Source organism: Halanaeroarchaeum sp. HSR-CO (assembly GCF_024972755.1).
Classification (GTDB): Archaea; Halobacteriota; Halobacteria; order Halobacteriales; family Halobacteriaceae; genus Halanaeroarchaeum.
On the sequence record NZ_CP087724.1, the window covers coordinates 31578 to 57605 of the forward strand.

The window sequence follows — 26028 nt, forward strand, 5'->3', positions numbered from 1 at the left end:
TCTTCGTGACCACTATTCGTGATATCACTCGCGTCTGGCACAAACTGGGGCATCGGGAACACGTCTTCTTCTGGGTCACGCTCGGTCTGGCGATAACGAAGACGGGCCGCAGTTTGTTACCACCACTCCTTCCCGCGATCGTCACGGACCTACAGATTAGCTCGACGATGGCCGGCATCGCGCTCTCCCTCTCCGCGATATTCTACGCCCTCCACCAGTACCCTGGTGGTCATCTCTCGGACACCCTCAGCCGGAAGACGATTCTGGTGGCGGGACTGGGTGTGGTGGCCGTGGGTGGCGTGACGTTTCTCACGACGAACACACTCCTGGGTTTCGTGGTCGGTGCTGCGATACTCGGTGCTGGGGTCGGTATCTACGGGCCGGCCGACAGGGCCCAGGTGACCGAACTGTTCACCGAGAGACGTGGTCTCGCATTCGGCTTCAACACGTCCGCAACGGACATCGGTGGCGTGGCAGCGACCGTCATCGCGACCGGCGCCATCGGCTATGGGGCGTGGCGACTCGCCTACGGACCGGTCGTTATCGGCGCCGTTCTCATCGCGGTGCTCCTCGTCGCTCTCATTCGGCACCCGCTCCGGGCAGGAACTATCGGTTTTCCGATCCGCGGCACCGCGACACGAATCTATGGAACGTCGGCGGTCCGAAACGTGATCGCGGCGTATGCCCTCTTCAATATCGTCGTCCAGGGCGTCATTGGATTTCTCCCGACGCTTCTCCACGTCGAATACGGCTATTCGCTGGCCCTGGCGACGCAATTGTTCGGCCTCGTCTACGCAGTCGGCCTCGTGGTTCGGCCGATTGCTGGCCGAATCAGTGATACCGTCGCCAGACCAGTGGTCGCTACGGCGGGGTTGGCGGTGGCTGGTATGGGTATCGTCGTGATCGTGAGTTCCCCGTCACTGCCCGTCGTGGTGGGTGGCGTTACGTTGTTCGCTATCGGACAGAAGGCGTTCCCGCCCGTGATGCAAGCCTATCTGATGGACGGATTTCCCGTCGGGAGTATGGGTGGCGATCTCGGTCTCTCACGTACCACGTACATCGGAATCGGGAGTATCGGGCCCGCCCTCGTCGGATACACGGCGTCGATTACGACGTATCGATTTGCGTTCGCCGGCTTGCTCGTCGCTATCCTGCTCGCGACGGTGATCATCGTGGCCACCGATACCGGTGGCTAATCGTCTGCGGCACAGCGGGCTATGCTGCCATCGGTTCGGATGGTTCCCGACCAGTACTGCCAGCAACATCTATCAACCATCACGACAAAATGTTAAATAGTGGCAGTGCATTCCTTTCACCTGATGAGTGCTGACATACCATGGGACAGCCAGAGACTCTTCGGCACTGTATCTGGTTTCCAGCGGATGAACGGGTGGGTGGTCCGATCGATGGATGAACTCTCCTGGAAGAACCCCGGTCCTGGTGACCACTGATCAGCCCCGCCGACACACTATGACAGATACCAATACCATCGTGGATCGAGTCCTCGACTCCGAGCGCCTGCTTCCGCTGTTGCTGTTTCTGGTCGGTGCGTTCGTCTTCGTGCGGTCGTTTTCGTTCGGCTCGACAGCTGGGCTCTTTCCGAAAATGACCAGTGGTGTCGTGATCGTGGGCTCGTTGTTGTTGATCTTCGAGAATAACCTCCCGAAGCAACTTCGAGAATACGTCTCCGAATCCGCGGAGCTACTCGGCTCCCAGGAGGATTTCGAGAAAGACGTAAAAGAAGACATCGGCAAGGTGGAGACGGACGAAAAAACGGACGAATCCCACGCAGCGGAGGGCCGGTGGGGAATGTCACCCCCGGTATTCACGGGTGTGTCCATCGTCGGCTACTTCGTATCGTCACTGTTATTCGGGATGTTGTGGATGTCGCCGGTGTTCGCATTCGTCTATTCGACGTGGTCGAGACACAGTTGGTCTCTCAGGATCGGGCTGTCCGTGATCGCGTTCGTCCTCGCGTACGCCTTCCAGTCAGTGCTAAATCTCCCCATCTCGGGCGGCATTCTGCTCGAACCCGAGATCGGTCTGTGGGGGATCTGAATGGCTGCTATCGTCCCCGTCCTCGCCGAGTCGTTGCAATTCATCTTCACCGGTCAGACCCCGCTCTGGATCATTGCCGGACTTCTCCTCGGCATCCTCTTCGGGGCGCTCCCCGGGATCGGTGCGACGCTCGGGATGGCCATCATCCTCCCGCTCACGATACCGCTCGACGGAACGGACGCGATCATCCTCCTGATAAGCATCTACAGCGGTGCGATGTACGGAGGGTCGATCTCTGCCATCCTCATCAACGTGCCGGGGACTGCTGGTGCTGCAGCCACGACCTTCGACGGGTACCCGATGTCGAAGAAGGGTCAGGCTATCACCGCCCTGACGACGTCTGCGACGAGTTCCGCGCTGGGGGGGCTGCTAACGATCTTCGTTCTCATCCTCATCTCCCCGCTGATGATCGAACTCGTCCTCCTGTTTGGCTCTCCGCATTACTTCCTGCTGGCCATCCTCGGATTGGCGATGATATCCGTCATCACGAAAGGCTCGGTCGTCAAAGGGCTCGTGGCCGGGGCATTCGGGCTGATGTTGATGACGGTCGGCATCGCTCCAACCGTTCCCGTACAGCGGTTTACCTTCGGCTCGACGATGCTGTACAGCGGGCTATCCTACATTGCGATCCTAATCGCCCTGTTCGCGATTGCGGAGATGATCCGTCTCGCCTCCGAGGAGAAGATATCCAAAGAAAGTGTCGAGTTGCAGGGAAGTCGACTCTCCGGGGTGAAGAATACGATCTATCACCCACTCCTCGTCGCGAAGTCGGCGATCATCGGGATGCTGGTCGGCGCAGTTCCGGGCTCGGGCGCCTCGGTGTCGAACTTCCTCTCGTACGGTGAGGCCGTTCGATCTTCCAAGCATCCGGAGGACTTCGGCACCGGAATCGGCGAGGGTGTCATTGCCTCCGAGAGTGCAAACAACGGCACCGTTGGTGGGTCTCTCGTGCCGACCTTCGCCTTCGGCATCCCGGGGAGTGGTTCGACGGCCGTCCTCCTCGGGGGGCTGATCATGCACGGATTACGTCCAGGTCCGGACCTCTTCACCACTCAGCTCAACGTGACCTACAGCGTCCTCCTGGCATTGTTGGTCGGTAATTTCATCATCGTTCTCGTCGGCCTCACGCTGGTGCCAAGAGCCGGGTACCTCACCAGGATCGACACCCACCTGATCATTCCGTCGATCATCGTCCTCTCGTTTCTGGGATCGTTGGCTCTCCGGAACAACTGGGTCGACGTCGCGACCATCGTCGTCCTCGGATTCGTCGGCTTCTACATGAAAAAGCACGACTACTCGGTGATCGCCTTCGTCCTCGGTGCCATCCTCGGACCGATAGCCGAGTCGAACATGTATCGATCTCTCTCCGTCTCTGGTGGCTCGTTCGGTATCTTCGTCTCCGATCCATTATCTATCGGACTCGCGGCGTCGATTCTGATCATCCTCCTGGGACCAGTCATCAAATCCGTGCTCAGTCAACGGAACAGTTCTTCCGCCTGACGCGCCCAGGGACCCCGATTTGTGGGACCGGTGTTCTCCGACGTCAGCCATCCACGAACGAGTCTGGCACAGTCGAGGAATCGATACCGAGTGAATCCGCCAGCGCGGCGAGGTCCCTCGCATCCGCGGGAGAAACGGAGACGCCGCGTTCGAGACTCCGCCGTGTCGAACGGAACTCCGCCTCACCGGGGAGGAGCGTCGTCTCGCCTCGCGCAGCAGTACCGACACCGATTTCGGGATCGTAGTCCGTCTCACGGACGTACGCGGCCATCGCGCTCGCGCGCTCTTCGATACGGGATCGAGTGGAAAATTCAGTCACGTCGACGACGAAAAACGCGGCGTGGTTGCCCCATAGCACGTCGGCCATCCCCGACACCGAACCGTCCGAGACGCTGGCCGCGAGCAACTCCGACAGTACACCGAGCGCAAACCCCTTGTGACCCGCTGTCTCGCCACCGAGCGGCCTGATCGCGCCGACACCTTCACGCTCGAACGCCGCCCCATCACGCAGGGACTCTCCCGACGAATCGACGACCCAGTCCTCCGGAAGCCGATCGTCGTTGACCGCTCGTTCTTTGATCTTCCCGTGGGCGACCTGCCCGGTGGAGAGGTCTGCGGTCAGGGGAAACTCCAGTGCCGAAAACGTCGGGATACCGATCGAGATCGGATTCGTCGAGAACCGCCGCTGGGCGCTTCCCGGCGGCGCGACGTACGCACTCCCGGGATTGCTGACGAACGCGACGAACCCCATTCCCGCTTCGCAGGCCTGTTCTGCGAACTCTCCCACCCGACCGATGTGAGAGGTCCTCTTCAGTCCGACGAGACCGACACCGCGGTTTCGAGCCTTCTCCACGCCAATCTCCACCGCCAATGCTCCGACGGCTTGCCCAAAGGCCAGGTTCCCGTCGATAGTTGCCCACGCGTCGTCCTCGTCCGCGACTGTCGGGACCGATCCAGGGTCGATCCGCCCCGTCGTTATCTCGGTCGCGTATTTCGAGACGATCTGGCGCACCCCGTGGGAACTGTGCCCGCTCGTGTCGGCATTCACGAGGATCGCTGCGACTTTCGGTGCAATGTCCGGGTGGGTGCCCAGTTCGCGGAGGAGCGTTTCGGTGAAGTCTTTGAGGGATGGTACCGATACTCTCACCATGGCTTCCTCTAGGGGATTACCGTAATATAGCTGCCGGCAACCCCGATTCGAATACGGCCGGCACCCGCCAGGGGGCAACACGTTCGTCGCAGCGTTCTCGTGGCGATCTCATGAGGGCCCGTGGCAATTGAGCGCATCCGGCCGATGGCCGAAATAATATGATACGTTTATTGCTCCCCACCGTGTTATGTTAATTGGTGCCAATGACCATCGATTGACGGCACCGTCACCGGCCGAGGTCCCCCTCCCCCACAGACCAATTCAAATGTCCATTGGTTCACACCATTGTCACTGTCCATGCAATCGGGACTTCGGCCCTCTTTTGACCGTGGGACGAGAACGGAATGGGCGGCGTCGCTGATCGAGCGATCCGAACTCAGCCCTCGACGAGATTCTCTTCCCACTCGAGATACCGTTTCATCGCCTCTCTCCCCTGCGAATACGGTTTTGGGACGGCCTCCCTGTCGTCCGAGAGATATCGGGGGACGTCCGTTTCGAGTGGGTGGCCGTCTTCGACCCACGCGGCCACTCCACCCCGGACAGCCACCAGTTCGACAGCTGGGTCCCCCGCGGTTCCCTGGATCGACGATTGGGCTATTGCCCGACGGGAGACGTCGCCATCGGCACAGGTTATCACGATGCGGCCAGTGTGCTCAGCCCCCGCGAGTACCGCTTCGAGTTCGTAGCGAGATGCCCATCCCGCCCCGGCGATATGGCCGTCGTCGTACGCCGCTCGGTCGCGGACGTCGATGATCTCCACCTCGTCGGTCGCTCGCCACTCGATCAGTTCGGCTGGTGAAATGGTCGCTGCCGCCTGCTCTACGATTTCGTCACCAAGCGACGTCTTCGGCCGCCCCGTGGCGACAGCTCCGCCGTGTTCTTTCCACGCCGATAGCCCGCCACGAACGACGCTTACGTTCGGATACCCCATTCTGTCAAGCCAGTAAGCGGTGATCGCGGACCGGACGTGGGAATTCGAGATGAGCACGATCTCCCCCGTTCGCACGCCGATGTGACTTCCCGCCGTCTGGATGAGTTGCCCACCGGCGACCGATATCGCCTCAGGATGGTGTTCTGCACTGTACTCGTCGTCGGTTCTGACGTCGAAGACGTACACCGATTGGGTGGACTCGACGGTATCCTCGATCCGATCCAGTTCAGCCGGGGAGAGCCACTCGACCGACGTATTTTGGAGTAGCGCTGTCGTCTTCTCCTGGAGGTCTCGATACCGGTCGGCGGGGATTTTTCTGTCCCGGACCCGTTCGCTCCCCGCCGCGAGTTCGTACCCCTCGAGTTCCCACCCCATGGTACCGTTTTCGAGTTCGTAGACCTCGTCGAACCCCAGTGCCCGAAGCGTCGCGGTTCCGATGATACTCCGAGTTCTCCCCGCGCAATGGACGACCAACGGTTCCTCGGCGTCTCGTACCGCCTCCGCGAACAACGCGAGATCGACGCCTTCGACGTTGATCGAACCTGGAATCGACCCGTACCGATCGTACTCCGGCGGATTACGGACGTCCACGATCGTGACGTCCTCGGCGATCGATGCAAGCTCTTTGGGCCCGATCTTGGGCAGGGATTCGGCGTTCGCCACGACCTCCCCGAACTCCTTGCTCTCATAATGAAACGCCGTCGCGTGAACGCCGTCTTCGGCTTCGACGAGGTCGTATCCTGCCGCACGATATGCGGCCAGCCCTCCGTCGAGATAGTCGACCGTGGCATACCCAAGCCGTTCGAGCCATCTCGCGTCGTCGTCGGCACGCTCGCCGTGATCGTCACAGAGGATGACCGGTGTCTGTGGATTGGGGACGACGTCTGGCAGTCGATCTTCGATAACTGCTCGTGGTACCCAGGTACTCTCTTTGATATTCCCCTCGACGTAGTCGAGTGATGGTCGAATATCGATCACGGCGACTGGAGTGGCTGAATCGATGGTGTTTCGGACACCTGCCGGTGAAACGGGTTCTACCATGTGGGATACGGTAGCATACCGTACGTACAGTATTCAACGTATCGGCGGCGCCCTTCTCGATACGATCACGAACTGTGCGACTGCCTCCCCAGACGATAGTGTCGCCATTCCAGTTCGAACACCCTCCCGATCGATGTTGTTCCGTGTTGTCTATACACACATTTATATCCGGTCCAGAGCTATCCATCGTATGGATTACGGACTCGAAGGAAATGCGGGGTTAGTTCTCGCCTCGAGCCGGGGCCTGGGGAAGGCCTCGGCGACGGCGCTCGCGAACGAGGGCGTGAACGTCGTCGTCAACGGACGGGACGAAGATACGCTCGCAACCACCGTCGCCGAACTCCGGGAGACCGCGCGTGGCGACGTCGTCGGGGTGACGGGGGATATCACCGACCTGGCTGCGATCGAGACCCTGGTCGAGACCACCGTCGCGGAGTTCGGTGGCATCGATCATCTCGTGACGAGTGCTGGCGGCCCGCCCAGACAGGGATTCGAATCGGTAACCGACGAGGAGTGGTACGCGGCGTACGATCTTCTGGTGATGAGCGTCGTCAGGTCGATCCGGGCGAGTCTCCCGCATCTCCGCGAGAGCAGTGGCACGATCGTCAACATCACCTCGCGCCGGACGAAAGAGGCGACGCCGTCGAACGTCCTCTCGAGTTCGGTCAGGATGGCGATACCGGGACTGATGAAAGCGCTGAGTCGCGATCTCGCCCCGGAAATCCGGATCAATACGGTTCGACCAGGGCCGTTCAAGACCAGCAGAAACGATCCCGAGAGCTGGGAGCGAAAACGACAGCCCGTCCCCCTCGACCGGGTTGGTGAGCCGGGAGAGTTCGGCGACGTGGTCGCGTTCCTCTGTTCGGAGCGGTCGAGTTTCGTCACCGGCGCCTCGATCCCGGTCGATGGTGGAGCGAGTCACGCGACGCTGTGATACCGTGAATCGAGGTCCACTCGCAGTATCCGGGCACCGTCAGCGAATGCGGATGCCACCGCCGTCTCTGTGAACCGATTTTAGTCAGTTTCAAGTCGCTGAGTCTGAAGTAGTGAATAGAATGTATAGCATGAACCAGAATGATCGGTCGATATCACTATTCGTCATGGTCTCCCACGCGGTCGTCCACACGTACGAACTCTCGATACCGATCTTGATGGTGATCTGGCTATCCGAATTCGGCCTCTCCACGACCGTTCTCGGCGCTGGCGTCGCCGTCGGGTATGGGTTGTTCGGGCTGGGCTCTCTCCCCTCCGGCATCCTGGTCGATAGATTCGGGTCCCGTGACCTCGTCATGGTCGGTCTCGGCGGGATGGGCGTGTCCTTCGTCGTCCTGAGTATGGCCCGGGGGATCGTGACCATCGTTATCGCCCTCGCGCTCTGGGGAATCGCCGCCAGCATCCACCATCCGGCAGCACTCGCGCTGATCTCGACCGGCGTCGAAGAACAGGGGACCGGGTTCGCCTACCACGGGATGGCCGGAAACTTCGGCATCGCGTTCGGGCCCCTGCTCACCGCGATCCTCTTGCTCGTATTCGACTGGAGACTGGTAACCGTCCTGCTGGCGGTTCCAGCCGGTGTCGCCATCCTCTATGCTTTCTCCGCCAGTTTCGACCAGACTGCTGCCGTGGACAGTGCCGACATCGACCCCGACGACGGTGGGCCCGCCTCGTTCGCCGAGTTCGTCGCGAGTAGCCGGTCGTTGTTCACGCTTGGCTTCTTGCTGGCGATGTTCATCGTCATGATGAATGGATTGTTCTACCGCGGAACCCTGACGTTCTTGCCAGACGTCCTGACCGGACTGTTGCCCCCCGTCGTCGAGCAGTACTCGTTGTTCGAACCCGGTAGCACGCTCGCCGAGGAGTTCAAGCCCGCCTCCTATCTGTACGCTGGCCTGTTGACCGTCGGCATGGCCGGACAGTACGTCGGTGGGAAGTTGACCGACCGCATCCCGACGGAGATCGGACTCACCGTGATCTTCGCCGTCCTGGCGATCATCGCAGTTTCGTTCGTGCCGGTCGCGGCGGCGGGCATCTGGGCGCTGATCGCTATCAGCGCCACCTTTGGATTCTTCCTGTTCGCACTCCAGCCGATGTATCAGGCGACGATCGCCATCTATAGTCCCCCCGGTGGTCGTGGGCTCTCCTACGGGTACACGTACCTGGCATCGTTCGGTATCGGGGCCCTCGGCGCCGCAATCGCAGGCTCGTTGCTCTCTGCATTCTCCGTTCACCGGACCTTCGTCCTCATCGGCGTCTTCCCCGTGATCGGAGCGGCCCTCGGACTGATGCTCTACCGATCTGGGGACCAGTTGGTGAATTGATTCTGGGTGTAGCGGGACTGACGGCGCGAATCGTTCGGCCACTGCCACGCTGGATATCGGTTTGGTCCACGTCGTTCGCAAGTTATGTGTCCAATATTATCTATATTATGATGTGATGGCGATCACAACTATCGTCATAATTATTTACTCGTCTAACTGTCGCCAGACGGGTTCGATTCCCGTACGGATACAGGTTTAGGGAAATTTGTAACACTGTCGTGCAACGCCTAAAATTCCGCACGAATATGGGCTGGTCACGTAGATATATTGCCATATTTTTACTATATCTCCGCACATGCGCACACACGTATGCATTTTTATCCGTTCGCGAGAGGAGTGTTAGTTCGCTCGTGGCGCACCCGCCGATCCAGCCGATCGGGATCTGGTACCTCCGTCACACGCCGTCTGTTGCCTCTAGTTGGCTCCGGGTACGTCCTGGTCGAAGGCACGGTGGGGGCGGCTTCGAATTCGACCCTGCAACTGGCCAGCATCGCACGGGTTGAATCCGGGGCCAAGTGTGAACTTCACCGCACTGTCTTCTGGCCGACCGGACCGCACCATCGGGTATGAGTAATTATTTGCACCGCTAATTTGGCAATTCAGGACTAGTAATCGTATTCTGATAGTATTGCAGCGGCGTCTCGACTGCGTTCTCGCCGTCATCTCCCCAACCCCATGCTTCGTCCATCGAATCCTCCCACGAGCGATGACACCAGTGAACACGGTTCGGGGCCTGGGTCGGTCGACGGTCGATTCCTTTGAAAAGGAGTGGCGATTCCAGCAGTATCTGGGGCTCTCGGCTGTATTCCCTCCCCTGAGCTGCTCGGCGGTGGACTTCCACTCGAGCTCGGTCATCTCTCGACGCCTCCCACTACGGTCGGAATTCGCTCTGGAGGGCTAGCTCCGCGATACGCTGTCCGTGGCCCACAGTTTGTTCGACAGTATCGATAATGCGTGTCGTAGCGTGGACCACTTCGGGCGGTCGGTCAGGCCCCGCCGGCTGTACGTCTCTCGCCGACCGCACGATCTCGGTGCTCGCATCGAGCGCCGAATGCGCCAGTTCGGCGGACGCATCCTCCAGTACTGCCGAGGCCGCCGTATCCACGACCTGGCCAGCATCCGCACCGATCGTCGTCAGCTCTTCCGATAGCGCTTCTGGGATGGGATACTCGCTTCGCGTGGTCGTCCGTGCAATCGTGACCGCACGAGCAGCCACGCTGGCCAACTGCCCGGCGAGCGCGTCGAACTCGGAGAGCCGAGCGCGTGTCACGCCGAGTTCGTCGAGTTCCGTCATATCCAGCAGGGACCGATTGAAATGCCGTCTGATCAGGCGACGATGCCGTTCGACCTCGTCGGTTCGATGACTGATGTGCTCGGACTCGCTCGCCCCATCCGCGAGGAGCGTTACGGCCGCTTCGTACATCGACAGTGTGATGTATTTCAGTTGGTCGGTGGATTGTCGAATCGACACGTCGTCGGCGTTCAGGAGGCCGCGAACGGTGACCTGGTGATCCGACTCGTCGGTGATCTCGAGACCCGCGAGATCACGAGTGCAGCCATCGATCGTCCGTCGTTGTGGGGACGTGATGCCGGACGCATTGTGAAACTGTATCTGGGTGAATCCCGCCGTGTACGCCGAGCGGACGATTCGTTCGACGACGGTCGCGTCCACGTTCTCCAGTTCGATCTCCGTCGAGGAGAGCTCGCTGCGTTCCTTTTCGTTCCACCGAACGACGAGTGAGCCGTCCCGATGTGTGTAGAGATACGCCGTCGCTCCAGCCCGAATGCCGTGGTCTTCCGCCCAGTGAACCGGTATCGAGACGGTGTAGGTCCCTCCACCGACCTGTTGGATCTTTCTGGTTTCCATGTTTCAGTATATCAACTCCGGGTCATTCTCGACGAGATACAGGGTTCGCGCGGCGATATTGACGCCGTGGTCGGCGACTCGTTCGAGATCACGGATAGTTAGCAGGACGACCGAAACGTCGTCCAGAACCTGTTCGACACTCCAGGGATCGTCAGCCGTGGCTTCTCGTTCGATGAGATCGCGGACGACGCGTTCGCTCGCGCTGTGGCAAAGCGCGTCGATGTGGTCATCCCGGTCGGCGATACGGTGGCAGGTTGCAGCATCCTCCGTTCCGAACGCATCGAGGGCATCGGCAACCAGCTCCCGCGCCGCCGTGCCAATCTCCCTGATGGCGACCTCCGAGTTGGGCTGCCGTTCTACACGCAGTGCGTACTGCGCCAAATTTCTCGCGAGGTCACCGATCCGTTCGATGTCGGTCAGGATCTTGAAGGAGGCGGCGATAAACCGAAGGTCGCCCGCGACCGGTTGCTGGAGGGCGAAGAGGTCGATGCATCGCGACTCCAGCTCCAGATAGCGTTGATTGATCTGGTCGTCGCCCTCGATGACGCTTTTCGCGGCCTTTACATCGGTGTCTTCGAGGGCGGCAAGGCTTCGATCGAAGCGCTCCACCACCAGTTCGCCGAGCTGCTGGATGTCAGACCGGAGTTCTTCGAGGGACTCCTGGTATTCGCGTCGGGGCATTCGATCACCCGAATTTCCCGGTGATGTAGTCCTCGACGCGCTGGTTCTGGGGATTCTCGAAGATTTGATCCGTGTCGTCGTACTCGACGAGCTTTCCACCGGTGAGGAATACGGCCGTCGTATCGGAGATCCGGGCGGCCTGTTGCATGTTGTGGGTGACGATGACGACGGTGAACTCACTAGCGAGTTCCTCGATGAGATCCTCAATTTTCGCCGTGGCAACCGGATCGAGCGCCGAGGCGGGTTCGTCCATCAGGAGCACTTTCGGATCGACGGCGATCGCTCGAGCGATGCACAGTCGCTGTTGCTGACCGCCCGAGAGGTCGAGGGCACTCTTGTCGAGTTTGTCCTCGACTTCCTCCCAGAGCGCCGCTCGCTTGAGCGCCTGTTCGACGCGCTCGTCCATATTTTCGGTGTCGCCCTGGACGCGCAATCCGTAGGCGACGTTGTCGTAGATGCTCTTGGGGAAGGGATTGGGGTGCTGAAATACCATCCCGATCCGTCGTCGGAGCGCTACCGGGTCGACGTCTTCTCCGTAAATATCGGTCCCGTCGAACGAAAGCTCTCCTTCGATACGCGCGGCGTCGATCAGGTCGTTCATCCGGTTGAGCGACCGGAGAAACGTCGATTTCCCACAGCCCGACGGCCCGATGATGGCCGTCACCTGGTGTGACGGGATCGAGATATCGACCGCATCGAGTGCCGTTTTGTCGCCGTAGGAGACGGTGAGGTTGCGGGATTCGATCACGGCCGGACCCGGGTCGGTATTGGGCGTTTGTTCGCCGCCTCCGACGGTCGCTTCGTCCGTCGACGGCCCACTGCTCTCGGGTTCGTGAACGATACCGCCGGCTTCGCCGTCAGTACTGGAAATTCCGTTTGTCATGTTAATCACCTCTCTGGTATTTGTTGCGGATGATGATTGCCGTCCCGTTCATCAACAACAGGACGACGAGCAGGGTGACGACGCCGGCTGCCAGCACGCCGAACCGGAAGTCCGCGTCGAACTCCGAGGACCAGGCGAAGATCTGTCGTGGCATCGCGCTGAACTTATCGAAGAAGCCGTTCGGCGCCAGTCGGACGCTCGAGGCCGCCCCGATCATCAAAAGCGGTGCGGTCTCGCCGATGGCCCGTCCGAGCGCGAGGATCGTTCCCGTGAGGATTCCTGGGAGCGCTCGTGGAAGGACGACGTTCCGGGTGGTCTGCCATCGCGTGGCACCCATACCGTACGACGCCTTTCGCAGGGAATCCGGGACGGCGCGAATCGCCTCCTGGGCGGAGATGATGACGATCGGGAGAATGAGCAACCCGACGGTGAGCCCCCCGACGATGACGATACCGGAGCGCAGGCCCATTCCTTTGATGAAAAGCGAGAGCCCGAGCAGGCCATAGACGACCGACGGAACGCCGGCGAGGTTGCCGATGTTGATCTCGATGAGGTCGACGACTCGGCCGGCAACTCCCGTGTCCGGGGCGTATTCTTCGAGGTAAATCGCTGCGCCCACGCCGACGGGGAACACCGCGACGATGATGACGACGAGCATCATCACGGAGCCCACGAGGGGCGGATAGATGCCCGCTTTCTCTGGTGTTCGGGACGTCGGGCTGGTGAGAAAGCCCCAGTCCAGCCAGGGGTTCGGGCCGGCGAAACCGAACGTGCGGACCAGCAGGGCCGCGATGACGACGCCTGCGACGAGCACGACCGGGAACGCGAGGCCGCTGATCCCCACACGTCGTCGGATTACGCTCTCCAGATACGTTCCCGTCGGAATGAGCGTCGCGGTCGCGAGGACAACCCAGTTCTCGGCGTCGAGGCCCATCTGGGGCGCGAGAAACACGCCGGCAGTGACGACGGCGACCGAGGCGACTACACATTCGACGAATCCGCGGCCGTCGTCTCGCCGGACAGAAATACTGCGACCAAAGAGCACCGCGACAGGAACGGTCACTGACCCAATCAGCAGCACCCACTCCACCGGAAGTATCGGGAGCGACCCGAACAGTTCGGGAACGCCGGGCAGGAGTTTCGGCGTCGAGAACGCCACGTCGAACAGTTCTGTCCCGGTCAGCGGCGTTCGCACGGTGGCATCGACCGAGAGCTGTGGAACGCCGACGGTGGCGACGGCGGGGGCGATCAGGACGACGAACAGTCGCTCGAGAGCCGCGTCGGGTCGCAGTCGACGGTGGGCGGATATCGTGCCGACACCCGCGCCCAGTCCGAGGAGCAGTCCGGTCCACTCCGCCGGTGTGACGATTTCGATGAACAGCACGGCGATACCGGCCCCGGTGACCAGCCCCACGAGTGGAATCCCGACGCTGGCGACTGCGACTTCGCCTGCGGGCGGGTCCCTGGCGTAGTAGTACGCCGCGAGCCCCAACGATGGGGCCACGACGGTGGCGAACACGACCAGGTGCCAGCCGGTGTCGGCGGAGAAGGGTCGGAGAGCGTCGTTGAACACGTACACGAGCAGAAACGCGACCATGAGGAGGCCGAACACCGTCGACCCGAGCGTAAGCAGCTCGAACAGTCGGCCACGGAGTCGGCCGACTGATTGGGTTCCGTCGAATGTGCCAGCACTGGACGTTCGTGTGGAGGTTTCGTTTTTCATGGGCGGATCACCGCCGGAACAGATGCGACGGTTCCGAGCGGTGTCGCGGGCAGTTCGGCCGTCATTGATACTCCTCCCGGTAGTGTCTGGCAACGACGTTGCTCAGGAAGTTCATGAGAAATGTTATCGCGAACAGCGTCAACCCGAGCGCGAACATGCTCTTGTAGGTCGGCGACGCCGCGCCGACGTCGCTGGTGACCGCTTGCACCATGGCGGAGGTCATCGTCTGTCCCGATTCCGAGAGGCTCTCGAGTGGACTGGTGAGGTCGAACAGGCGTGGCCGGAGCCCCATGGCCATCACGACGATCATGGTCTCGCCGATGGCTCGCGAGAGCGCGAGGATGAACGAGGCGAAGATACCGGAGACGGCCGCCGGGATGACGACTCCCGTCGACACCTCGTACTTGGTCGCTCCGAGCGCATAGCCGGCCTGCCGTAGCGAGTCAGGCACGGCACTCATCGCGTCTTCGCTCAGACTCGACACCATCGGAATGATCATCACACCGACCATGATCGCGGCGCTGAGCACGTTGAACGTCCCGAGGTCGAGTCCGAACGTGCGGAGGAATGGCGTGAGGTAGATGAGTGCGAGATAGCCGTAGACGACCGTCGGGATGCCGGCGAGTATCTCCAGGCCGGGTTTGAGAACGGACTTGGCACGGGGCGTCGCGTACTCGCTGAGGTAGACGGCCGCGCCCACGCCGACCGGAATGGCGACCAGACCGGCGACGATGGTTACGAGTAACGTTCCCGTGACCAGCGGGAGGACGCCGAACTGCTCGCGACTGGTGATCCACTCGGTGCCGGTGAAAAAGGCAACTGGTTCGACCATGCGGAAAAAGGCCACTGCGTCGACAGCGAGCGCGGCGACGATACTGACAGTGATGACCACCGACAGCGCGGCACTCAGGAACAGGATCCACCGATAGAGCCGCTCCCGGGCCGCACGGCGCTTCTGGCCGCCGGACAGTTGCAACCGCGTCGACTCGTTACTCATTGGTAAGGGAAATTGTGTGATCGATCCGAATCGCTATCCGCTCAGTTCCCCGCGACGTCCTCGAGGGTGGCGAGGTTCTCGTCGCGCATCTCGACGCTGGACGGGACGTAGCCGATCTCACGAACCATGTCGGTCTCGGCCTTCTCGAGGTAGAAGTCGAGGAACTCGTAGACCTGCGCCTTCTCCTGTATCGACTGCTCGCTGCCGTAGATAAACAGCGGGCGGGCCATCGGGTACGTGCCTTCTTTGGCGGCTTGGAGGCTGGGTGCACCCGGCTCGTCGCCTTCCTCTGCGGCCACGCTGATGGCCTTGACCGCGTCGGCGTTCTCGTTGTAATACGCGTAGCCGAAGTACCCCATCGCGTACTCGGAATCCTTGATGCCCTGCACGATGAGGTTGTCCTCCTCCGTCGGCTCGTGCTGGGCGGTGTGGGCGTGGTCCGGCCCGATCACGTTCTCGTTGAACCAGTCGTAGGTACCGGACGTGGAGGCCGGTCCGTAGAGCTCGAACGGTTCGTCGGGCCACTCGTCGCGGATGTCCGACCATTTCTCTGCGCCGTCCTCGCGCCATATCTGGGACATCTCGTCGAACGTCATGCTGTCGACCCAGTCGGCGTCGTTGTTGACGGCCATCGTCAGCGCGTCGCTCGCGATGTGGAACTCGACCGCTTCGACGCCATTCTCTCCACAGTGGTCGATCTCTCCCTCTTTGACGGGACGCGAGGCACCGTTGATGTCGGCGTCGCCGGGGCAGAAGTGGTTCTCGAACCCGCCACCGCTACCGGTCGAGTCGACGGTCACGTTGACTTCGGGGTGTTGCTCCATGAACTGCTCGGCCATCGCGTCCGAGACGGGAAAGACGGTACTGCTGCCCGAGATGACGACGCTCCCTGAAAGGGTGTCGGCCCCGCCGTTCCCGTTGTCGTCTCCACCGCTACCGCCGTTGCCATCTCCACCGCTACCGTCGTTGCCGTCTCCACCGCTACCGTCGTTGCCATCTCCACCGTCGTCCCCGTCAGTATTCGACGTACAGCCTGCGAGTGCCAGCGTGCCTGCAACACCGGAGGACACCAGGAATTTTCGCCGCGATACCACGTCCGACAGACGCGCCGCATCTTGCGTCATCACCTGAAGCCGAGCGACACACTACTAAAGCGGTTTATAATAGGCCTATGGGTGGCTCTGAGGGATATGGGCCGATACGGTCGGGGTCAAAGCACTACCGTGGGATACGGAGTACTATATATCCCAGCCGGTGCCTCGATAGCGGGTCGTCGATCACGGGCGACCGACCGAGGGGACCGTTCGGATCGTAGCCGACTAGGGGACTACGGGTGAAACCTAGCAGCTGCTATGTCGGTCCGTGCGAAACGGCCAACTGGAGCCGACGATGACGTCACCACCCCATCCATCCCATATCGGTACTGGCCTCCAGGACGACCAGCCCCTCGATCGGTCGGCGTTACCTGGACAGGGGGGGGGGGGTGGAACGCCGGTGCCCGACCTCCGTCTGGCCGTCGTCAGGTACGACGACCGGCCCGATCGGGGAACGATCCATCCGTCAGGCCTGACCGGGCTCGAGCGAATGGAAACGTGGATATCGGTCGACATGTCCCTCGTGGCCGATCTCTCGACGTGTCGATAACGGGGCCGGGCAGGCGACCCGTGTCGATCGTGGGGGACGTCTCACCCAGCCCCAGTTGGGGTACGTAGTCCTATATATCTCTCAGTGGCGTACATACCCATCATAGCAGCAATTACCTCCGCTGGAGAGCACTATTCACACTGGAACCGGCAGCGGTCGGACACTGTACCGGTAGCAGACGCAGGCGGCTCTCGGTAACCACCACATGGAAACACGCAAAGCACAGCTCACGGGCGGTTCGACGTTTACGGTCTCGCTTCCCAAACAATGGGCGACGGATATCGACCTGGAGACGGGCGATACGATTCGTCTCTTCCCACGCGATCGGACCTTGATCATCCAACCCGCCGAGGACGTGACCGACAGATGGGCGATCGAGGTCGACGTCGGTGACCGGTCGCCGGCGGAGATCCAGCGAACGGTACAGGCCCTGTACACGACCGGGTTCAATTCGATGACGCTGTCGTCGGCGCGCGGAATCGGCGAGGAGGCGCGAACGATTCGGGCCGTCGCGCGGAAGTTCATCGGATTGGAGACGATCGAATCGACGGACCAGACGGTGACGCTGCAGAGTCTACTCGATTCGGCGACCGTTTCGGTCGAACAGTCCACGGTACAACTCACCCAGGTCGCGCTGGCGATGCACGCGGACGCGATCGAGGCACTCCTGCATGGAGACGACGAACTCGCCGACCTCGTCGCGGAACGAGACGATCAGGTCGACCGACTGTACGCGATGATCACCCGGCACTTCCAACGGTCGCTGGTGGACCTCCAGGAGACCGAAGAACTCTCCCTCGATCAATCGACGCTCTACGACTATCAGACGACTGCTCGGCAACTGGAGCGGGTCGGTGATCACGCCGAGAAAATTGCGGGCCTCGGACGGCGATTCGAAACCCCGCCGGATCCGGCATTCGCCGAACCGATTCGCGAACACTCGGCGTCGGCGCGGAACATTGTCGAACGGGCCGTCAACACCGTCTTCGGCAACGCCGGTATCGACGCCGCCCACGACGCGCTCGAAGAACGCGACGAGGTGACCGATTCACTCGAGGCCCTCGGACGCTCGCTTCACGATCGGGACGTCCCGGAAAGCCACCTCCTGGCACCGACCATCGACAGCGTGACGCGGACGGCGGAATACGGGGCGAACATCGCGGAAACCGCACTCCAGGCGGCGGCCCGCGAGAAAACGTTGTAGCCCGAGGGTCGTCTATAGAGATCGTGGTAGACGGTTGTACTCCCACGTTGGGCAATTATAATCGGTTATTACACAGCGACGACCAGCCCCAATCGAGCGATGTCCCTCGTGGAGGCGATAGAGAACGGGCGGCTGGGGTCGGCCTTCGAGGAGCTCCAACACACGGTCCGCGTCGAACAGAAACGAACCACTGCTGAACGGCAGGCCTTCGAAGCGTTCGGTCGACGGGTTCGACGACTCGCCGGGGCAGTAGAGCAGCCGACCTCGAGCACCGTCGTTGGCGATGGCGGGACCAGTGTTTCCGCAGCGATCGACCCGTTCCAGACCGAGCGGCGAGCCACCTCGAATACGGTGGCGGACGTCCGAACTGCGTACGAGGAGACGGTCATGAGCGTTGCACACTACGACGCCGAATACGACGACACCTACGCGACGAGCGTTCACGCCGAATTCGGGCGGGAAATTGGCGCAGCACTGACTCGGCCAGGCTGGTTCTCGACGGTCACGGTACAGGCACTCGTCGGGAAGATCGAGCAGGCCATCGCCGAACGGGAACCGCTCGAGACCGCTCTGGACAGGGAATATCGATCCCTGGAGACCACGTCCGACAACCTCCGGGATATCGAAGACGAACGTCGAACTATCGCGAGCATCGATTTCGAGGACGAACGGTTCGGTGCACTCGACGCCTATCGGGTTCGTATTGAGCTCTTATCCGAAAAATCCGAGCGGATAATCGACTCCCGCCAGTCGACGATCCACGACCATAGCGACGTCTACTCCATCGGGGATACCCCGGACGGCTTCTTCGAATACCTCTACGAATCGTACGAACCACGCTATCCAGTGCTGTATCTCGGCACCGACGTGGGGCGCAAACTGGAATCGACGGCCGATCGGATCCTCGATGCAATCGTCCAGAACTGGTAGTGCGACTGTCCGCCGGCGGATCGAGCGGAGCGCGATTGTGACTGGGCCGATGGACCCAAACAGTTAATATGAATACCTGTACAGATATTCATATGGACGACGAGCGGGACCTGGTAGCATCGGTCGAACAGTGCAGGGTCGATGCCGAAACACGGGCAGCAGACCTCACATCGGTCGCTGATTCCATCGATCAGACCGAGGTAACCGCCCACACGGACGTGTTCGGCGCCCTGTCGAGCGAGACGCGGTATCGCATCCTCCGATATCTCGCGGCGATCGACGACGAATGCTGTGTCTGTGAACTCGCGCCGTTGCTCGACGTGAGCGAGAGTGCCGTGAGTCACGCGCTGTCGGTGCTGGTCAGTGCCGGTCTCGTCACGAGACGCAAGGACGGCCGCTGGCGATATTACGACGTCTCTCAGCGCGCATCCGACCTCCTCGACGTGGTCGTCGAGGATTCCTCCGTAGCGGTGACGATATGAGCGACGACGTCGTCGGCCGGCTGTCGTTTCTGGATCGGTATCTCACGATCTGGATCTTCGCGGCGATGGCCGTGGGAGTGGGCCTCGGGACCGTCGCCCCGTCGGTGACCCGACCGATCCAGGGGTATCACCTCGTCGAGATCGGACTCATCTTGATGATGTATCCGCCGCTGGCGAAGGTCGACTACGGGAAATTACCCACCGTCTTCCGGAGTACGAGGATCCTCGGGTTGAGCCTCGTACAAAACTGGCTCATCGGCCCGACGGTGATGTTCGCACTCGCCATCGTCTTCTTCGGCGGCGTGGTTCCAGGGTTGCCGGCCAGACCAGGGTTCTTCCTCGGACTGGTGTTCATCGGGATGGCCCGGTGTATCGCGATGGTGCTCGTCTGGAACGACCTCGCGGACGGTTCAAGCGAGTACGCCGCCGGCCTGGTCGCCTTCAACAGCGTCTTTCAGATCTTCACGTACGGGGTCTACGTCTGGTTTTTTGCCCTGTTCGTGCCCGAACTGCTCGGCCTCGAGGGACTCGCCGCAGGGATCGACGCGTTCGACATCACTCCCATGCAGGTGTTCCAGGCCATCGCCATCTTCCTCGGTATTCCCTTCGCTGGCGGCATCCTCTCGCGGATCGTCGGCACTCGCACAAAGGGCGTCGCCTGGTACGAGGAGACGTTCGTTCCGACGATCAGCCCCGTGACGCTCGTCGCCTTGCTGTTCACCGTCATCGTCATGTTCGCGATGCAGGGCGAGCGGATCGTGGGCCAGCCGAGCGACGTCCTTCTTATCGCCGTGCCACTGACCATCTACTTCGTCGTGATGTTCTTCGTGAGTTTCGCGATGGGGCGGGGCATCGGCGCGGACTACTCGACGACGACCGCCATCGGATTCACGGCCGCCTCGAACAACTTCGAACTCGCCATCGCCGTGGCCGTCGCTGTCTTCGGCGTCGGTTCCGGCGTGGCCTTCACGACCGTCGTCGGACCGCTCATCGAGGTGCCAGTGCTCCTCGGACTCGTCAACGTCGCCCTCTACTTCCAGCGGACCTACGACTGGCGAGGCTACACGACCGGTCGTCTCGGATCCCCGGCTGGCGACCCACCGAAGGGGGGCGACTGATGGCCGACACGACCGTCGCCTTCGTCTGCGTGCAGAACGCGGGCCGTTCACAGATGGCCTACGCGTTCGCCCAACGAGAGGTCAGCGAACGAGGGATCGGGAGCGATATCGAACTGCTCACCGGGGGGACGCGGCCGGCCGACCACGTCCACGAGGAGGCCGTCGAGGCGATGGCAGCGGTCGGCATCGACATCGCCGATCGGACGCCACGGGAAATCACCATCGAGGAGACGAGCGAGAGCGATTACGTCATCACGATGGGCTGTTCGGCAGACGACGTCTGTCCGGCCGGCTGGGGCGGCGACAATCGGGACTGGAACCTCGACGACCCGGACGGGAAGTCGCCCGACGCGGTCGCTGCGATCCGCGACGATATCCAGTCTCGCGTGCGTGCGATGTTCGACGAACTCGACGTCTGAGGCGAATATCCGTCTGTTCGTTTACCGAATCGCCACCAGTGCACGTTTATCTGCAGCCAGTCATCGTCTCACGGCCGGATCGGTACGTTGCGAGACTGAATCCACGCAGATATCGATAGGGCGATGCTATCGTGTCGTGACGCCTTCTATATATCACTATTAGCAAGATTCATTCCGTTCCATTCCAACTCGGTGATCTGAATGCCCTCCCTCGGTCGACGCGCGTTCCTCGCCGGTTCGAGTACGATACTCTTTGCGACGAGCGGCTGTTCCGCGCCACGGTCAGCGCCCACCCCCGCCCATTGGGTGACCGTCTATCTTGCCGAACGGGACGAGACGCACGACGTCACCGTAACCGTCACGAACGGAACTGCTGAGACACTATTCGAGCAAGAATACCACCTCTCGGATAGCAACGAGGCCGACGAACACGCACCGTTTCCAGCATCGACCGAGCCAGAGACGATCGTCGTGATCGTGGACGACACTCGGTTCGAACGGGACTGGCCGGGCTTCGAGAACCCCAACCTCCCCTGTGAAGACCCGAACTGGGCTGGAATCGAGGTGTGGATCGAGAACGACGAGGCCGGGGACCCCGGCGTGCGGTTCGAAGCCGACTGTCAGCACGTGACGATGGGATGACTGGCAGCCGAGGACCCGATCACCCGACGATGCTCTCGGGCATGTACGCGGTCACCGTCCAGTTGGGGACGTCGACGACCTCGCTGATCTTCAGGTCCATCGCGGCCGAACAGAGGATGTACGCCTCGCCACGAGTCAACCCGTGTTGCTCGTGAAGGTGGTCGATCATGTGACGCGTGGCCTTCTTCGTCGCTTCCATCAGGTCGTCGGCGATGCCGGTCGTCGCGTACATCGGCTCGTCCTCCCCCGTCGGGGTGAACGGCCCGGTGGTCTCCAGTTGGGGCTGTTCGATCGACACGTCTTTTCTGAGCTCGAAGCGCGCGGTGACGAACATCGGCGCCTCGATCCCCGTCACGCACACCTCGCCGTCGCCCTGTGCGGCGTGGCAGTCCCCGGTGGAGAACAGCGCACCCTCGTTTTTCACGGGGAAGTAGACGGTCGACCCCTCGGTCATGTGTTTGACGTCCATGTTCCCGCCGACGTCCCGCGGCGGGAGCGTATCGTGCTCGCCGTCCTCGGCCGGCGCGACGCCGGCGATTCCCGGGAACATCCCCAGGGGCACCTCGATATCGTTCACGAAGTGGGCGACGTCGTCGTCCAGCTCCCAGACGTGGAGTCCGGCTTCGGGGAACTCCTCGGGCAGGAGCCCCAGCCCCATGTCGCCGGGCATGTAGCCGGTGAAGCCCCAGCCCTTGTGCTCGAACTCGAGGAGCTCGACGACGAGGACGTCGCCGGGTTCTGCCCCCTCGACGGCGACGGGCCCCGTCAACGGGTGTACCGGGTCGAAACTCGCGTTCGCGAGGTCCTCGGCGGTCGAATCGGGGCCGACCTGCCCGTCGAGGGCGTCCCGGCACTCGAAGCGGACGACCTCGCCCGGTGCGACCGTGAGCACGGGGTCGAGACCGTTGTCCCAGACGTGGTGGACGTTCTCGTCGGCGTCGCTCAGTTCGTAGTCGACGGTGTAGTCGTCTCCGGACATCGTCCGTAAACTATCGTGAATTATCGGTATAAATCAGGGGGTGGGCCTGGAACCGTTCGAGCCCCGGCTGTGCGTTCTCGGCGCGTCCGGTGGCCGGGTGACGGCCTATTCGGGGTCGCGCCCGCCGACCGTTCGCTGAGCGAGCGACCGAACTGGTCGCCCCCTCGAAACGAGGGGCAGTCGATCAGCCCTCGAGTAGTCCCTCCAGGTCCTTGGCACACTGTTCGAGGTAATCGGAGGCCTCGATCATGCCCAGCCCCATCGCCTCGTCGGCTCGCTCGCGGAATTCCGCGGCGAGTTCGCGAATCTCTCCGGCCGGCACCGCGTCCCGCGTCTCCTCGTCGTCTGTTTCGGTCATCGTACCCCTTCAGGGGCCCGATGGACCATAAACGTTGGCTGCAGCACCGATGCGGTGGTCCCTGGTCGAGCGAGGTATCGGTCACGGGGCCGTCGCTCCGGGCGATCGGGTCACCGTCCCGTCGTTTCACCGGCCCTCCACTGTCGGCGGCCGGGGTATTTGGTCCTCGAAGTCCATGATGGGGTATGGCACCGGCTCACGTTCTGGTCCCGCTCGACGGCTCGCCGCTCGCGGCGGACGCGCTCGCGTTCGCCCTGGAGACCTTCGAGTGTCGGACGACGGTGCTGAACGTCGTGACGCCACTGGACCGACCGATGAGCGAGGGTGGCGTCCTCGACGCCGACGAACGCCAGGAGGCGGCCCGGAAACGTGCCGACCGCCTGATCGAGCAGGCAAAAGGCCGGGCCCAGGAAGCGGGACGCGCCGTCGAGACCGAGATCGAAACGGGGGATCCCGCCAACACTATCCTCGAATTCGTCGAAGAATACGACGTCGATCACGTCGTGATGGGTGGCCACGGGGGGCCGGAAAGCGGCCTCGCCCGGCGACTCCTGGGGACGGTCGCGACGCGCGTGGTCGGGGAGACACCGGTGACCGTGACCGTCGTCAGGTGAGCTACACGCCGAGGAGCCACGCGAAGAGCCGGTAGACACCGAACCCGACGACCACCGAGGAGAAGAGGGTGAGCAGCCAGAACGTGACGGTGACGCCGATCTTTCGGCGGGAGACGCCGGCCGACCCGCCGGCGAGGCCGCCGCCGATCACCCCGGAGATGATGATGTTGTTGAACGAGATGGGGATGCCCAGGGCGATCGCGAGCTGGGCGATCACGAAGCCCGGGACCAGCGCGGCGATCGATCGACGGATGCCGAGCTGGGCGTACTCCCGTGAGGTGGCCTGGAGTAGCCGGGGCGCACCCATCCAGGCACCACCGAGGATACCGATCGCACCGAGCAACAGCAAAACGATGCCAGGGAGGCCGAGTTCGGCCCGATAGAGATTTTCGAGCGGGCCGGTCGCCAGTCCGACCTGACTCCCGCCGCTCGAGAACGCGACGACGCTCCCGAGGACCACGAGGAACATCTTGATCCCACGGTCGACGGACGCCTGCGTCTGAACGCGGATATACTGGAAGCTTCCGGCGGCGATGGCGACCGTCACCGCGACGACCACGGGGTCGACGCCGCCGATCGCAGGGACCGACACGAGGTCGCCGGCGAACCCGGCGATCGAGTTCTGAGTGGCGTCGCCCGCGGCGGGGATGATGCTCAACTGGACGTTCGCGACGATCCCGCCCACCAGTCCCGCCAGCAGTGGGATACTTACCGTCTCGGGGATGTCGTCCCGACGCAACAGGGTGGCTGTGAGGTACGCTAACGTGCCCGAGACCGGCGGGACGAGGGCCCAGAACGTGGCGATCCGTCGGTAGGTATCGAAGACGGGCGTCCCGCCCAGCGAGAGTCCGACACCGACCATCGCGCCGGTGGTGGCGAACGCCGCCGGCACCGGATAGCCAGAGTAGATGCCGAAGGCCATGAACGCCGTCGCGGTCAACAGCCCCGCCGTCGCCGCTAGCGAGGTGATGGCGACGCCGTCGATGAGGCCCGCACCGACCGTCTCGGAAATGCTGCCGCCCTGAGTGAGCGCGCCGAGGAATGCCAGGATGCCGATGAGGAACGCGGCACGCATCGTCGAGATCGCATTGGCGCCGATCGCCGGAGCGAACGGAGGGGAGTTGCTGTTCGCCCCGAGTGTCCACGCCGTGGCCAGACTGGTGACCGTCGCGAGGACGACCAACACCCAGAAGACCGTACCGATCATCGCCGAAGTGACGAACGAAGTCCGTGCGCGTGGTCGACGGTGTCGCTATCCCGGGCGAGGACGACGGTGCCGTCGATTCGTTCGACGATCCTCCGGGGAACCGATCCGGCGATCTTCCGCCGCAACGATCCCTTCCGTGTCGCACCCATGACCACGATATCGTGCCCACTCGATTCGTCGACGATGGCGTCACCCACGTCCGTCGCCCTGACAACGCCCGATTCGACGAGTGGCGTCGCGCCCGGGGTAGCCTCGATCGCTGTTTTCCCCTCCTCGACGAATCGGCTCGCCTGGTCTCCGTCGGCCGCCTGGTCGGCAACTGTAAACACCGTCACGCGCGCATCGTTCCGAACAGCGATGGCGGCTGCGATCGTTGCTGCCGCACCGACGTGCGGGCCACCGGCGACCGGCAGCAAAATCGAATCGACGCCATCCGCTTCCCGTCCCACCCGTTCGACGTAGAGATCACACCGGGCGCGTTCGACGAGCGTATCGACGGTCGTCCCGAGGACCGCGTCGGAGCGACTCGTGGGGCCCTGCCAGCCGATGACCAGTGCGACGGGATCGACTGATTCGACTGCCTCGAGGAGCCCCTTCGCGGCCGTTCGTGCGGCGATCACGTCACGCTCCACGGTGATTTCGGGCGGTGCCTGTACCTCCGCGAGGAGTTCGTGGCTCTCCGTGGCGAACTCGCGGACGATGGTCTCGTCGGTGAAGACGCCGAACGGCGAGTCGGGTGGCTTTACGGCCACGGTCACGATCCGTACCCGTCCCGAACCGAGACGAGCGAGGTCGCCGGCGGTCCGGACCAGTTGCTGGACGACCGACGGGTTACTGGCACCGACCAGCACTGGCCTGTCCGAGCCCCGCTCGTGCATTGACTACGTGTACGACGGTTCGACGAATAAACGTTGGCGCCGCGCCGAAGTCTCGGTCACTGACACTACTGGTGGCCAGTCCCCGTAGACGGGTCCGGACCGAACGATCGCCGATCGGCCAGACTGACATAATGAAATTGTGACTATTCGACGGAATCCTATACATATCGATAGATCTCCGGGACCCGATCTTTCGGATCGCACGGACGGACGTCGGAGACGTATCGCGTGATGCCAGCACGTCTCTGATAGGTGGGCTGAGAGTCGGATGGACTGGCCCAGTGGGTGCAATCATCGAAATATACGGTACCTGTGGACGCCGTTACCCCGCCAGTGCAATTGTACCGGGTGATGGTCTCCGGCGCTCGGCACCTTCTGTGCACCCGTCGCACAGCCGATGAGAT

25 protein-coding genes are annotated in these 26028 nt (G+C 62.2%); 13 read left to right on the top strand and 12 right to left on the bottom strand.

Annotated features, from left to right (window positions below; all coding sequences use genetic code 11):
* Positions 1-5: 5 nt before the first annotated feature.
* The 3 genes from HSRCO_RS00165 (at position 6) to HSRCO_RS00175 (ending at position 3558) form a co-directional block, all read left to right on the top strand.
* Positions 6-1196 carry an MFS transporter gene (locus HSRCO_RS00165; protein WP_259518360.1) on the top strand — a complete coding sequence of 397 codons (1191 nt, stop codon included), beginning with the start codon at positions 6-8 and terminating at the stop codon, positions 1194-1196.
* 274 nt (positions 1197-1470) lie between these two features.
* The gene (locus tag HSRCO_RS00170) at positions 1471-2058 is read left to right on the top strand and encodes a tripartite tricarboxylate transporter TctB family protein (RefSeq protein WP_259518361.1); all 588 of its coding nucleotides are present in this window, start codon (positions 1471-1473) and stop codon (positions 2056-2058) included.
* Positions 2059-3558 (top strand): tripartite tricarboxylate transporter permease, encoded by a 1500-nt coding sequence (locus tag HSRCO_RS00175; RefSeq protein WP_259518362.1) that lies wholly within the window; start codon positions 2059-2061, stop codon positions 3556-3558.
* A gap of 43 nt (positions 3559-3601) precedes the next feature.
* Here HSRCO_RS00175 and HSRCO_RS00180 read toward each other — a convergent pair whose 3' ends face one another.
* Both HSRCO_RS00180 and HSRCO_RS00185 read right to left on the bottom strand, forming a co-directional pair.
* The gene (locus HSRCO_RS00180) at positions 3602-4708 is read right to left on the bottom strand and encodes an Ldh family oxidoreductase (protein ID WP_259518363.1); all 1107 of its coding nucleotides are present in this window, start codon (positions 4706-4708) and stop codon (positions 3602-3604) included.
* A 376-nt stretch (positions 4709-5084) separates the two neighbouring features.
* Positions 5085-6680 (bottom strand): rhodanese-like domain-containing protein, encoded by a 1596-nt coding sequence (locus HSRCO_RS00185; protein WP_259518364.1) that lies wholly within the window; start codon positions 6678-6680, stop codon positions 5085-5087.
* A gap of 190 nt (positions 6681-6870) precedes the next feature.
* On the opposite strand from HSRCO_RS00185, the gene HSRCO_RS00190 reads away from it, so the two are divergent.
* Together HSRCO_RS00190 and HSRCO_RS00195 are read left to right on the top strand one after the other, a co-directional pair.
* The gene (locus HSRCO_RS00190) at positions 6871-7614 is read left to right on the top strand and encodes an SDR family NAD(P)-dependent oxidoreductase (RefSeq protein ID WP_259518365.1); all 744 of its coding nucleotides are present in this window, start codon (positions 6871-6873) and stop codon (positions 7612-7614) included.
* 130 nt (positions 7615-7744) lie between these two features.
* Entirely contained in the window at positions 7745-8998 is a 1254-nt protein-coding gene (locus HSRCO_RS00195; protein ID WP_259518366.1) for an MFS transporter, read from the top strand.
* An 871-nt stretch (positions 8999-9869) separates the two neighbouring features.
* Here HSRCO_RS00195 and HSRCO_RS00200 read toward each other — a convergent pair.
* From HSRCO_RS00200 to HSRCO_RS00225, 6 genes are all read right to left on the bottom strand, one after another.
* Positions 9870-10865 carry an AbrB/MazE/SpoVT family DNA-binding domain-containing protein gene (locus HSRCO_RS00200; protein ID WP_259518367.1) on the bottom strand — a complete coding sequence of 332 codons (996 nt, stop codon included), beginning with the start codon at positions 10863-10865 and terminating at the stop codon, positions 9870-9872.
* Positions 10866-10868: 3 nt separating this feature from the next.
* Entirely contained in the window at positions 10869-11546 is a 678-nt protein-coding gene (gene phoU / locus HSRCO_RS00205) for a phosphate signaling complex protein PhoU (RefSeq protein WP_259518368.1), read from the bottom strand.
* A gap of 4 nt (positions 11547-11550) precedes the next feature.
* A complete protein-coding gene (gene pstB, locus HSRCO_RS00210) occupies positions 11551-12429 on the bottom strand; it encodes a phosphate ABC transporter ATP-binding protein PstB (protein ID WP_396266403.1) in 879 nt (292 codons plus the stop codon).
* Between the two features lies 1 nt (position 12430).
* Positions 12431-14152, bottom strand: a complete 1722-nt coding sequence (gene pstA, locus HSRCO_RS00215; protein WP_259518369.1) for a phosphate ABC transporter permease PstA — start codon at positions 14150-14152, stop codon at positions 12431-12433.
* Between the two features lie 61 nt (positions 14153-14213).
* Positions 14214-15149, bottom strand: a complete 936-nt coding sequence (gene pstC, locus HSRCO_RS00220; RefSeq protein ID WP_259518370.1) for a phosphate ABC transporter permease subunit PstC — start codon at positions 15147-15149, stop codon at positions 14214-14216.
* Positions 15150-15190: 41 nt separating this feature from the next.
* Positions 15191-16273, bottom strand: a complete 1083-nt coding sequence (locus tag HSRCO_RS00225; protein WP_259518371.1) for a PstS family phosphate ABC transporter substrate-binding protein — start codon at positions 16271-16273, stop codon at positions 15191-15193.
* 370 nt (positions 16274-16643) lie between these two features.
* Between HSRCO_RS00225 and HSRCO_RS00230 the strand changes: the two genes are divergently transcribed.
* The 7 genes from HSRCO_RS00230 (at position 16644) to HSRCO_RS00260 (ending at position 21588) form a co-directional block, all read left to right on the top strand.
* Positions 16644-16793: a hypothetical protein gene (locus HSRCO_RS00230; protein ID WP_259518372.1), complete on the top strand. Its 150-nt coding sequence runs from the start codon at positions 16644-16646 to the stop codon at positions 16791-16793.
* A gap of 205 nt (positions 16794-16998) precedes the next feature.
* On the top strand, positions 16999-17997 hold the full coding sequence (locus tag HSRCO_RS00235) for a phosphate uptake regulator PhoU (RefSeq protein WP_259518373.1): 999 nt from the start codon (positions 16999-17001) through the stop codon (positions 17995-17997).
* A gap of 99 nt (positions 17998-18096) precedes the next feature.
* On the top strand, positions 18097-18927 hold the full coding sequence (locus tag HSRCO_RS00240) for a hypothetical protein (RefSeq protein WP_259518374.1): 831 nt from the start codon (positions 18097-18099) through the stop codon (positions 18925-18927).
* 92 nt (positions 18928-19019) lie between these two features.
* Entirely contained in the window at positions 19020-19409 is a 390-nt protein-coding gene (locus HSRCO_RS00245; RefSeq protein ID WP_259518375.1) for a metalloregulator ArsR/SmtB family transcription factor, read from the top strand.
* Entirely contained in the window at positions 19406-20527 is a 1122-nt protein-coding gene (arsB, locus tag HSRCO_RS00250; protein ID WP_259518376.1) for an ACR3 family arsenite efflux transporter, read from the top strand. The genes HSRCO_RS00245 and arsB overlap by 4 nt, the downstream gene beginning before the upstream one ends.
* Complete coding sequence (locus tag HSRCO_RS00255; protein WP_259518377.1) at positions 20527-20946, top strand: low molecular weight phosphatase family protein; 420 nt, start codon at positions 20527-20529, stop codon at positions 20944-20946. The genes arsB and HSRCO_RS00255 overlap by 1 nt, the downstream gene beginning before the upstream one ends.
* 201 nt (positions 20947-21147) lie before the next feature.
* Entirely contained in the window at positions 21148-21588 is a 441-nt protein-coding gene (locus HSRCO_RS00260) for a hypothetical protein (RefSeq protein ID WP_259518378.1), read from the top strand.
* A gap of 19 nt (positions 21589-21607) precedes the next feature.
* On the opposite strand, the gene HSRCO_RS00265 is transcribed toward HSRCO_RS00260, so the two are convergent.
* Together HSRCO_RS00265 and HSRCO_RS00270 are read right to left on the bottom strand one after the other, a co-directional pair.
* Positions 21608-22567, bottom strand: a complete 960-nt coding sequence (locus HSRCO_RS00265) for an acetamidase/formamidase family protein (RefSeq protein ID WP_259518379.1) — start codon at positions 22565-22567, stop codon at positions 21608-21610.
* Positions 22568-22751: 184 nt separating this feature from the next.
* On the bottom strand, positions 22752-22925 hold the full coding sequence (locus HSRCO_RS00270) for a hypothetical protein (protein ID WP_259518380.1): 174 nt from the start codon (positions 22923-22925) through the stop codon (positions 22752-22754).
* A 185-nt stretch (positions 22926-23110) separates the two neighbouring features.
* Between HSRCO_RS00270 and HSRCO_RS00275 the strand changes: the two genes are divergently transcribed.
* Positions 23111-23539, top strand: a complete 429-nt coding sequence (locus tag HSRCO_RS00275; RefSeq protein WP_259518381.1) for a universal stress protein — start codon at positions 23111-23113, stop codon at positions 23537-23539.
* Position 23540: 1 nt separating this feature from the next.
* On the opposite strand, the gene HSRCO_RS00280 is transcribed toward HSRCO_RS00275, so the two are convergent.
* Together HSRCO_RS00280 and HSRCO_RS00285 are read right to left on the bottom strand one after the other, a co-directional pair.
* Positions 23541-24746 carry an inorganic phosphate transporter gene (locus HSRCO_RS00280; protein WP_259518382.1) on the bottom strand — a complete coding sequence of 402 codons (1206 nt, stop codon included), beginning with the start codon at positions 24744-24746 and terminating at the stop codon, positions 23541-23543.
* Complete coding sequence (locus HSRCO_RS00285) at positions 24743-25624, bottom strand: universal stress protein (RefSeq protein WP_259518383.1); 882 nt, start codon at positions 25622-25624, stop codon at positions 24743-24745. The genes HSRCO_RS00280 and HSRCO_RS00285 overlap by 4 nt, the downstream gene beginning before the upstream one ends.
* Positions 25625-26028: the final 404 nt, after the last annotated feature.

Excerpts from the sequence above, each read along its gene's own strand:
- HSRCO_RS00170 (WP_259518361.1), top strand. The coding sequence starts at position 1,471 with ATGACAGATACCAATACCATCGTGGATCGAGTCCTCGACTCCGAGCGC.
- HSRCO_RS00175 (WP_259518362.1), top strand. The coding sequence starts at position 2,059 with ATGGCTGCTATCGTCCCCGTCCTCGCCGAGTCGTTGCAATTCATCTTC.
- HSRCO_RS00180 (WP_259518363.1), bottom strand. The coding sequence starts at position 4,708 with ATGGTGAGAGTATCGGTACCATCCCTCAAAGACTTCACCGAAACGCTC.
- HSRCO_RS00185 (WP_259518364.1), bottom strand. The coding sequence starts at position 6,680 with ATGGTAGAACCCGTTTCACCGGCAGGTGTCCGAAACACCATCGATTCA.
- HSRCO_RS00190 (WP_259518365.1), top strand. The coding sequence starts at position 6,871 with ATGGATTACGGACTCGAAGGAAATGCGGGGTTAGTTCTCGCCTCGAGC.
- HSRCO_RS00195 (WP_259518366.1), top strand. The coding sequence starts at position 7,745 with ATGAACCAGAATGATCGGTCGATATCACTATTCGTCATGGTCTCCCAC.
- HSRCO_RS00200 (WP_259518367.1), bottom strand. The coding sequence starts at position 10,865 with ATGGAAACCAGAAAGATCCAACAGGTCGGTGGAGGGACCTACACCGTC.
- phoU (WP_259518368.1), bottom strand. The coding sequence starts at position 11,546 with ATGCCCCGACGCGAATACCAGGAGTCCCTCGAAGAACTCCGGTCTGAC.
- pstB (WP_396266403.1), bottom strand. The coding sequence starts at position 12,429 with ATGACAAACGGAATTTCCAGTACTGACGGCGAAGCCGGCGGTATCGTT.
- pstA (WP_259518369.1), bottom strand. The coding sequence starts at position 14,152 with ATGAAAAACGAAACCTCCACACGAACGTCCAGTGCTGGCACATTCGAC.
- pstC (WP_259518370.1), bottom strand. The coding sequence starts at position 15,149 with ATGAGTAACGAGTCGACGCGGTTGCAACTGTCCGGCGGCCAGAAGCGC.
- HSRCO_RS00225 (WP_259518371.1), bottom strand. The coding sequence starts at position 16,273 with ATGACGCAAGATGCGGCGCGTCTGTCGGACGTGGTATCGCGGCGAAAA.
- HSRCO_RS00235 (WP_259518373.1), top strand. The coding sequence starts at position 16,999 with ATGGAAACACGCAAAGCACAGCTCACGGGCGGTTCGACGTTTACGGTC.
- HSRCO_RS00240 (WP_259518374.1), top strand. The coding sequence starts at position 18,097 with ATGTCCCTCGTGGAGGCGATAGAGAACGGGCGGCTGGGGTCGGCCTTC.
- HSRCO_RS00245 (WP_259518375.1), top strand. The coding sequence starts at position 19,020 with ATGGACGACGAGCGGGACCTGGTAGCATCGGTCGAACAGTGCAGGGTC.
- arsB (WP_259518376.1), top strand. The coding sequence starts at position 19,406 with ATGAGCGACGACGTCGTCGGCCGGCTGTCGTTTCTGGATCGGTATCTC.
- HSRCO_RS00255 (WP_259518377.1), top strand. The coding sequence starts at position 20,527 with ATGGCCGACACGACCGTCGCCTTCGTCTGCGTGCAGAACGCGGGCCGT.
- HSRCO_RS00260 (WP_259518378.1), top strand. The coding sequence starts at position 21,148 with ATGCCCTCCCTCGGTCGACGCGCGTTCCTCGCCGGTTCGAGTACGATA.
- HSRCO_RS00265 (WP_259518379.1), bottom strand. The coding sequence starts at position 22,567 with ATGTCCGGAGACGACTACACCGTCGACTACGAACTGAGCGACGCCGAC.
- HSRCO_RS00270 (WP_259518380.1), bottom strand. The coding sequence starts at position 22,925 with ATGACCGAAACAGACGACGAGGAGACGCGGGACGCGGTGCCGGCCGGA.
- HSRCO_RS00275 (WP_259518381.1), top strand. The coding sequence starts at position 23,111 with ATGGCACCGGCTCACGTTCTGGTCCCGCTCGACGGCTCGCCGCTCGCG.
- HSRCO_RS00280 (WP_259518382.1), bottom strand. The coding sequence starts at position 24,746 with ATGATCGGTACGGTCTTCTGGGTGTTGGTCGTCCTCGCGACGGTCACC.
- HSRCO_RS00285 (WP_259518383.1), bottom strand. The coding sequence starts at position 25,624 with ATGCACGAGCGGGGCTCGGACAGGCCAGTGCTGGTCGGTGCCAGTAAC.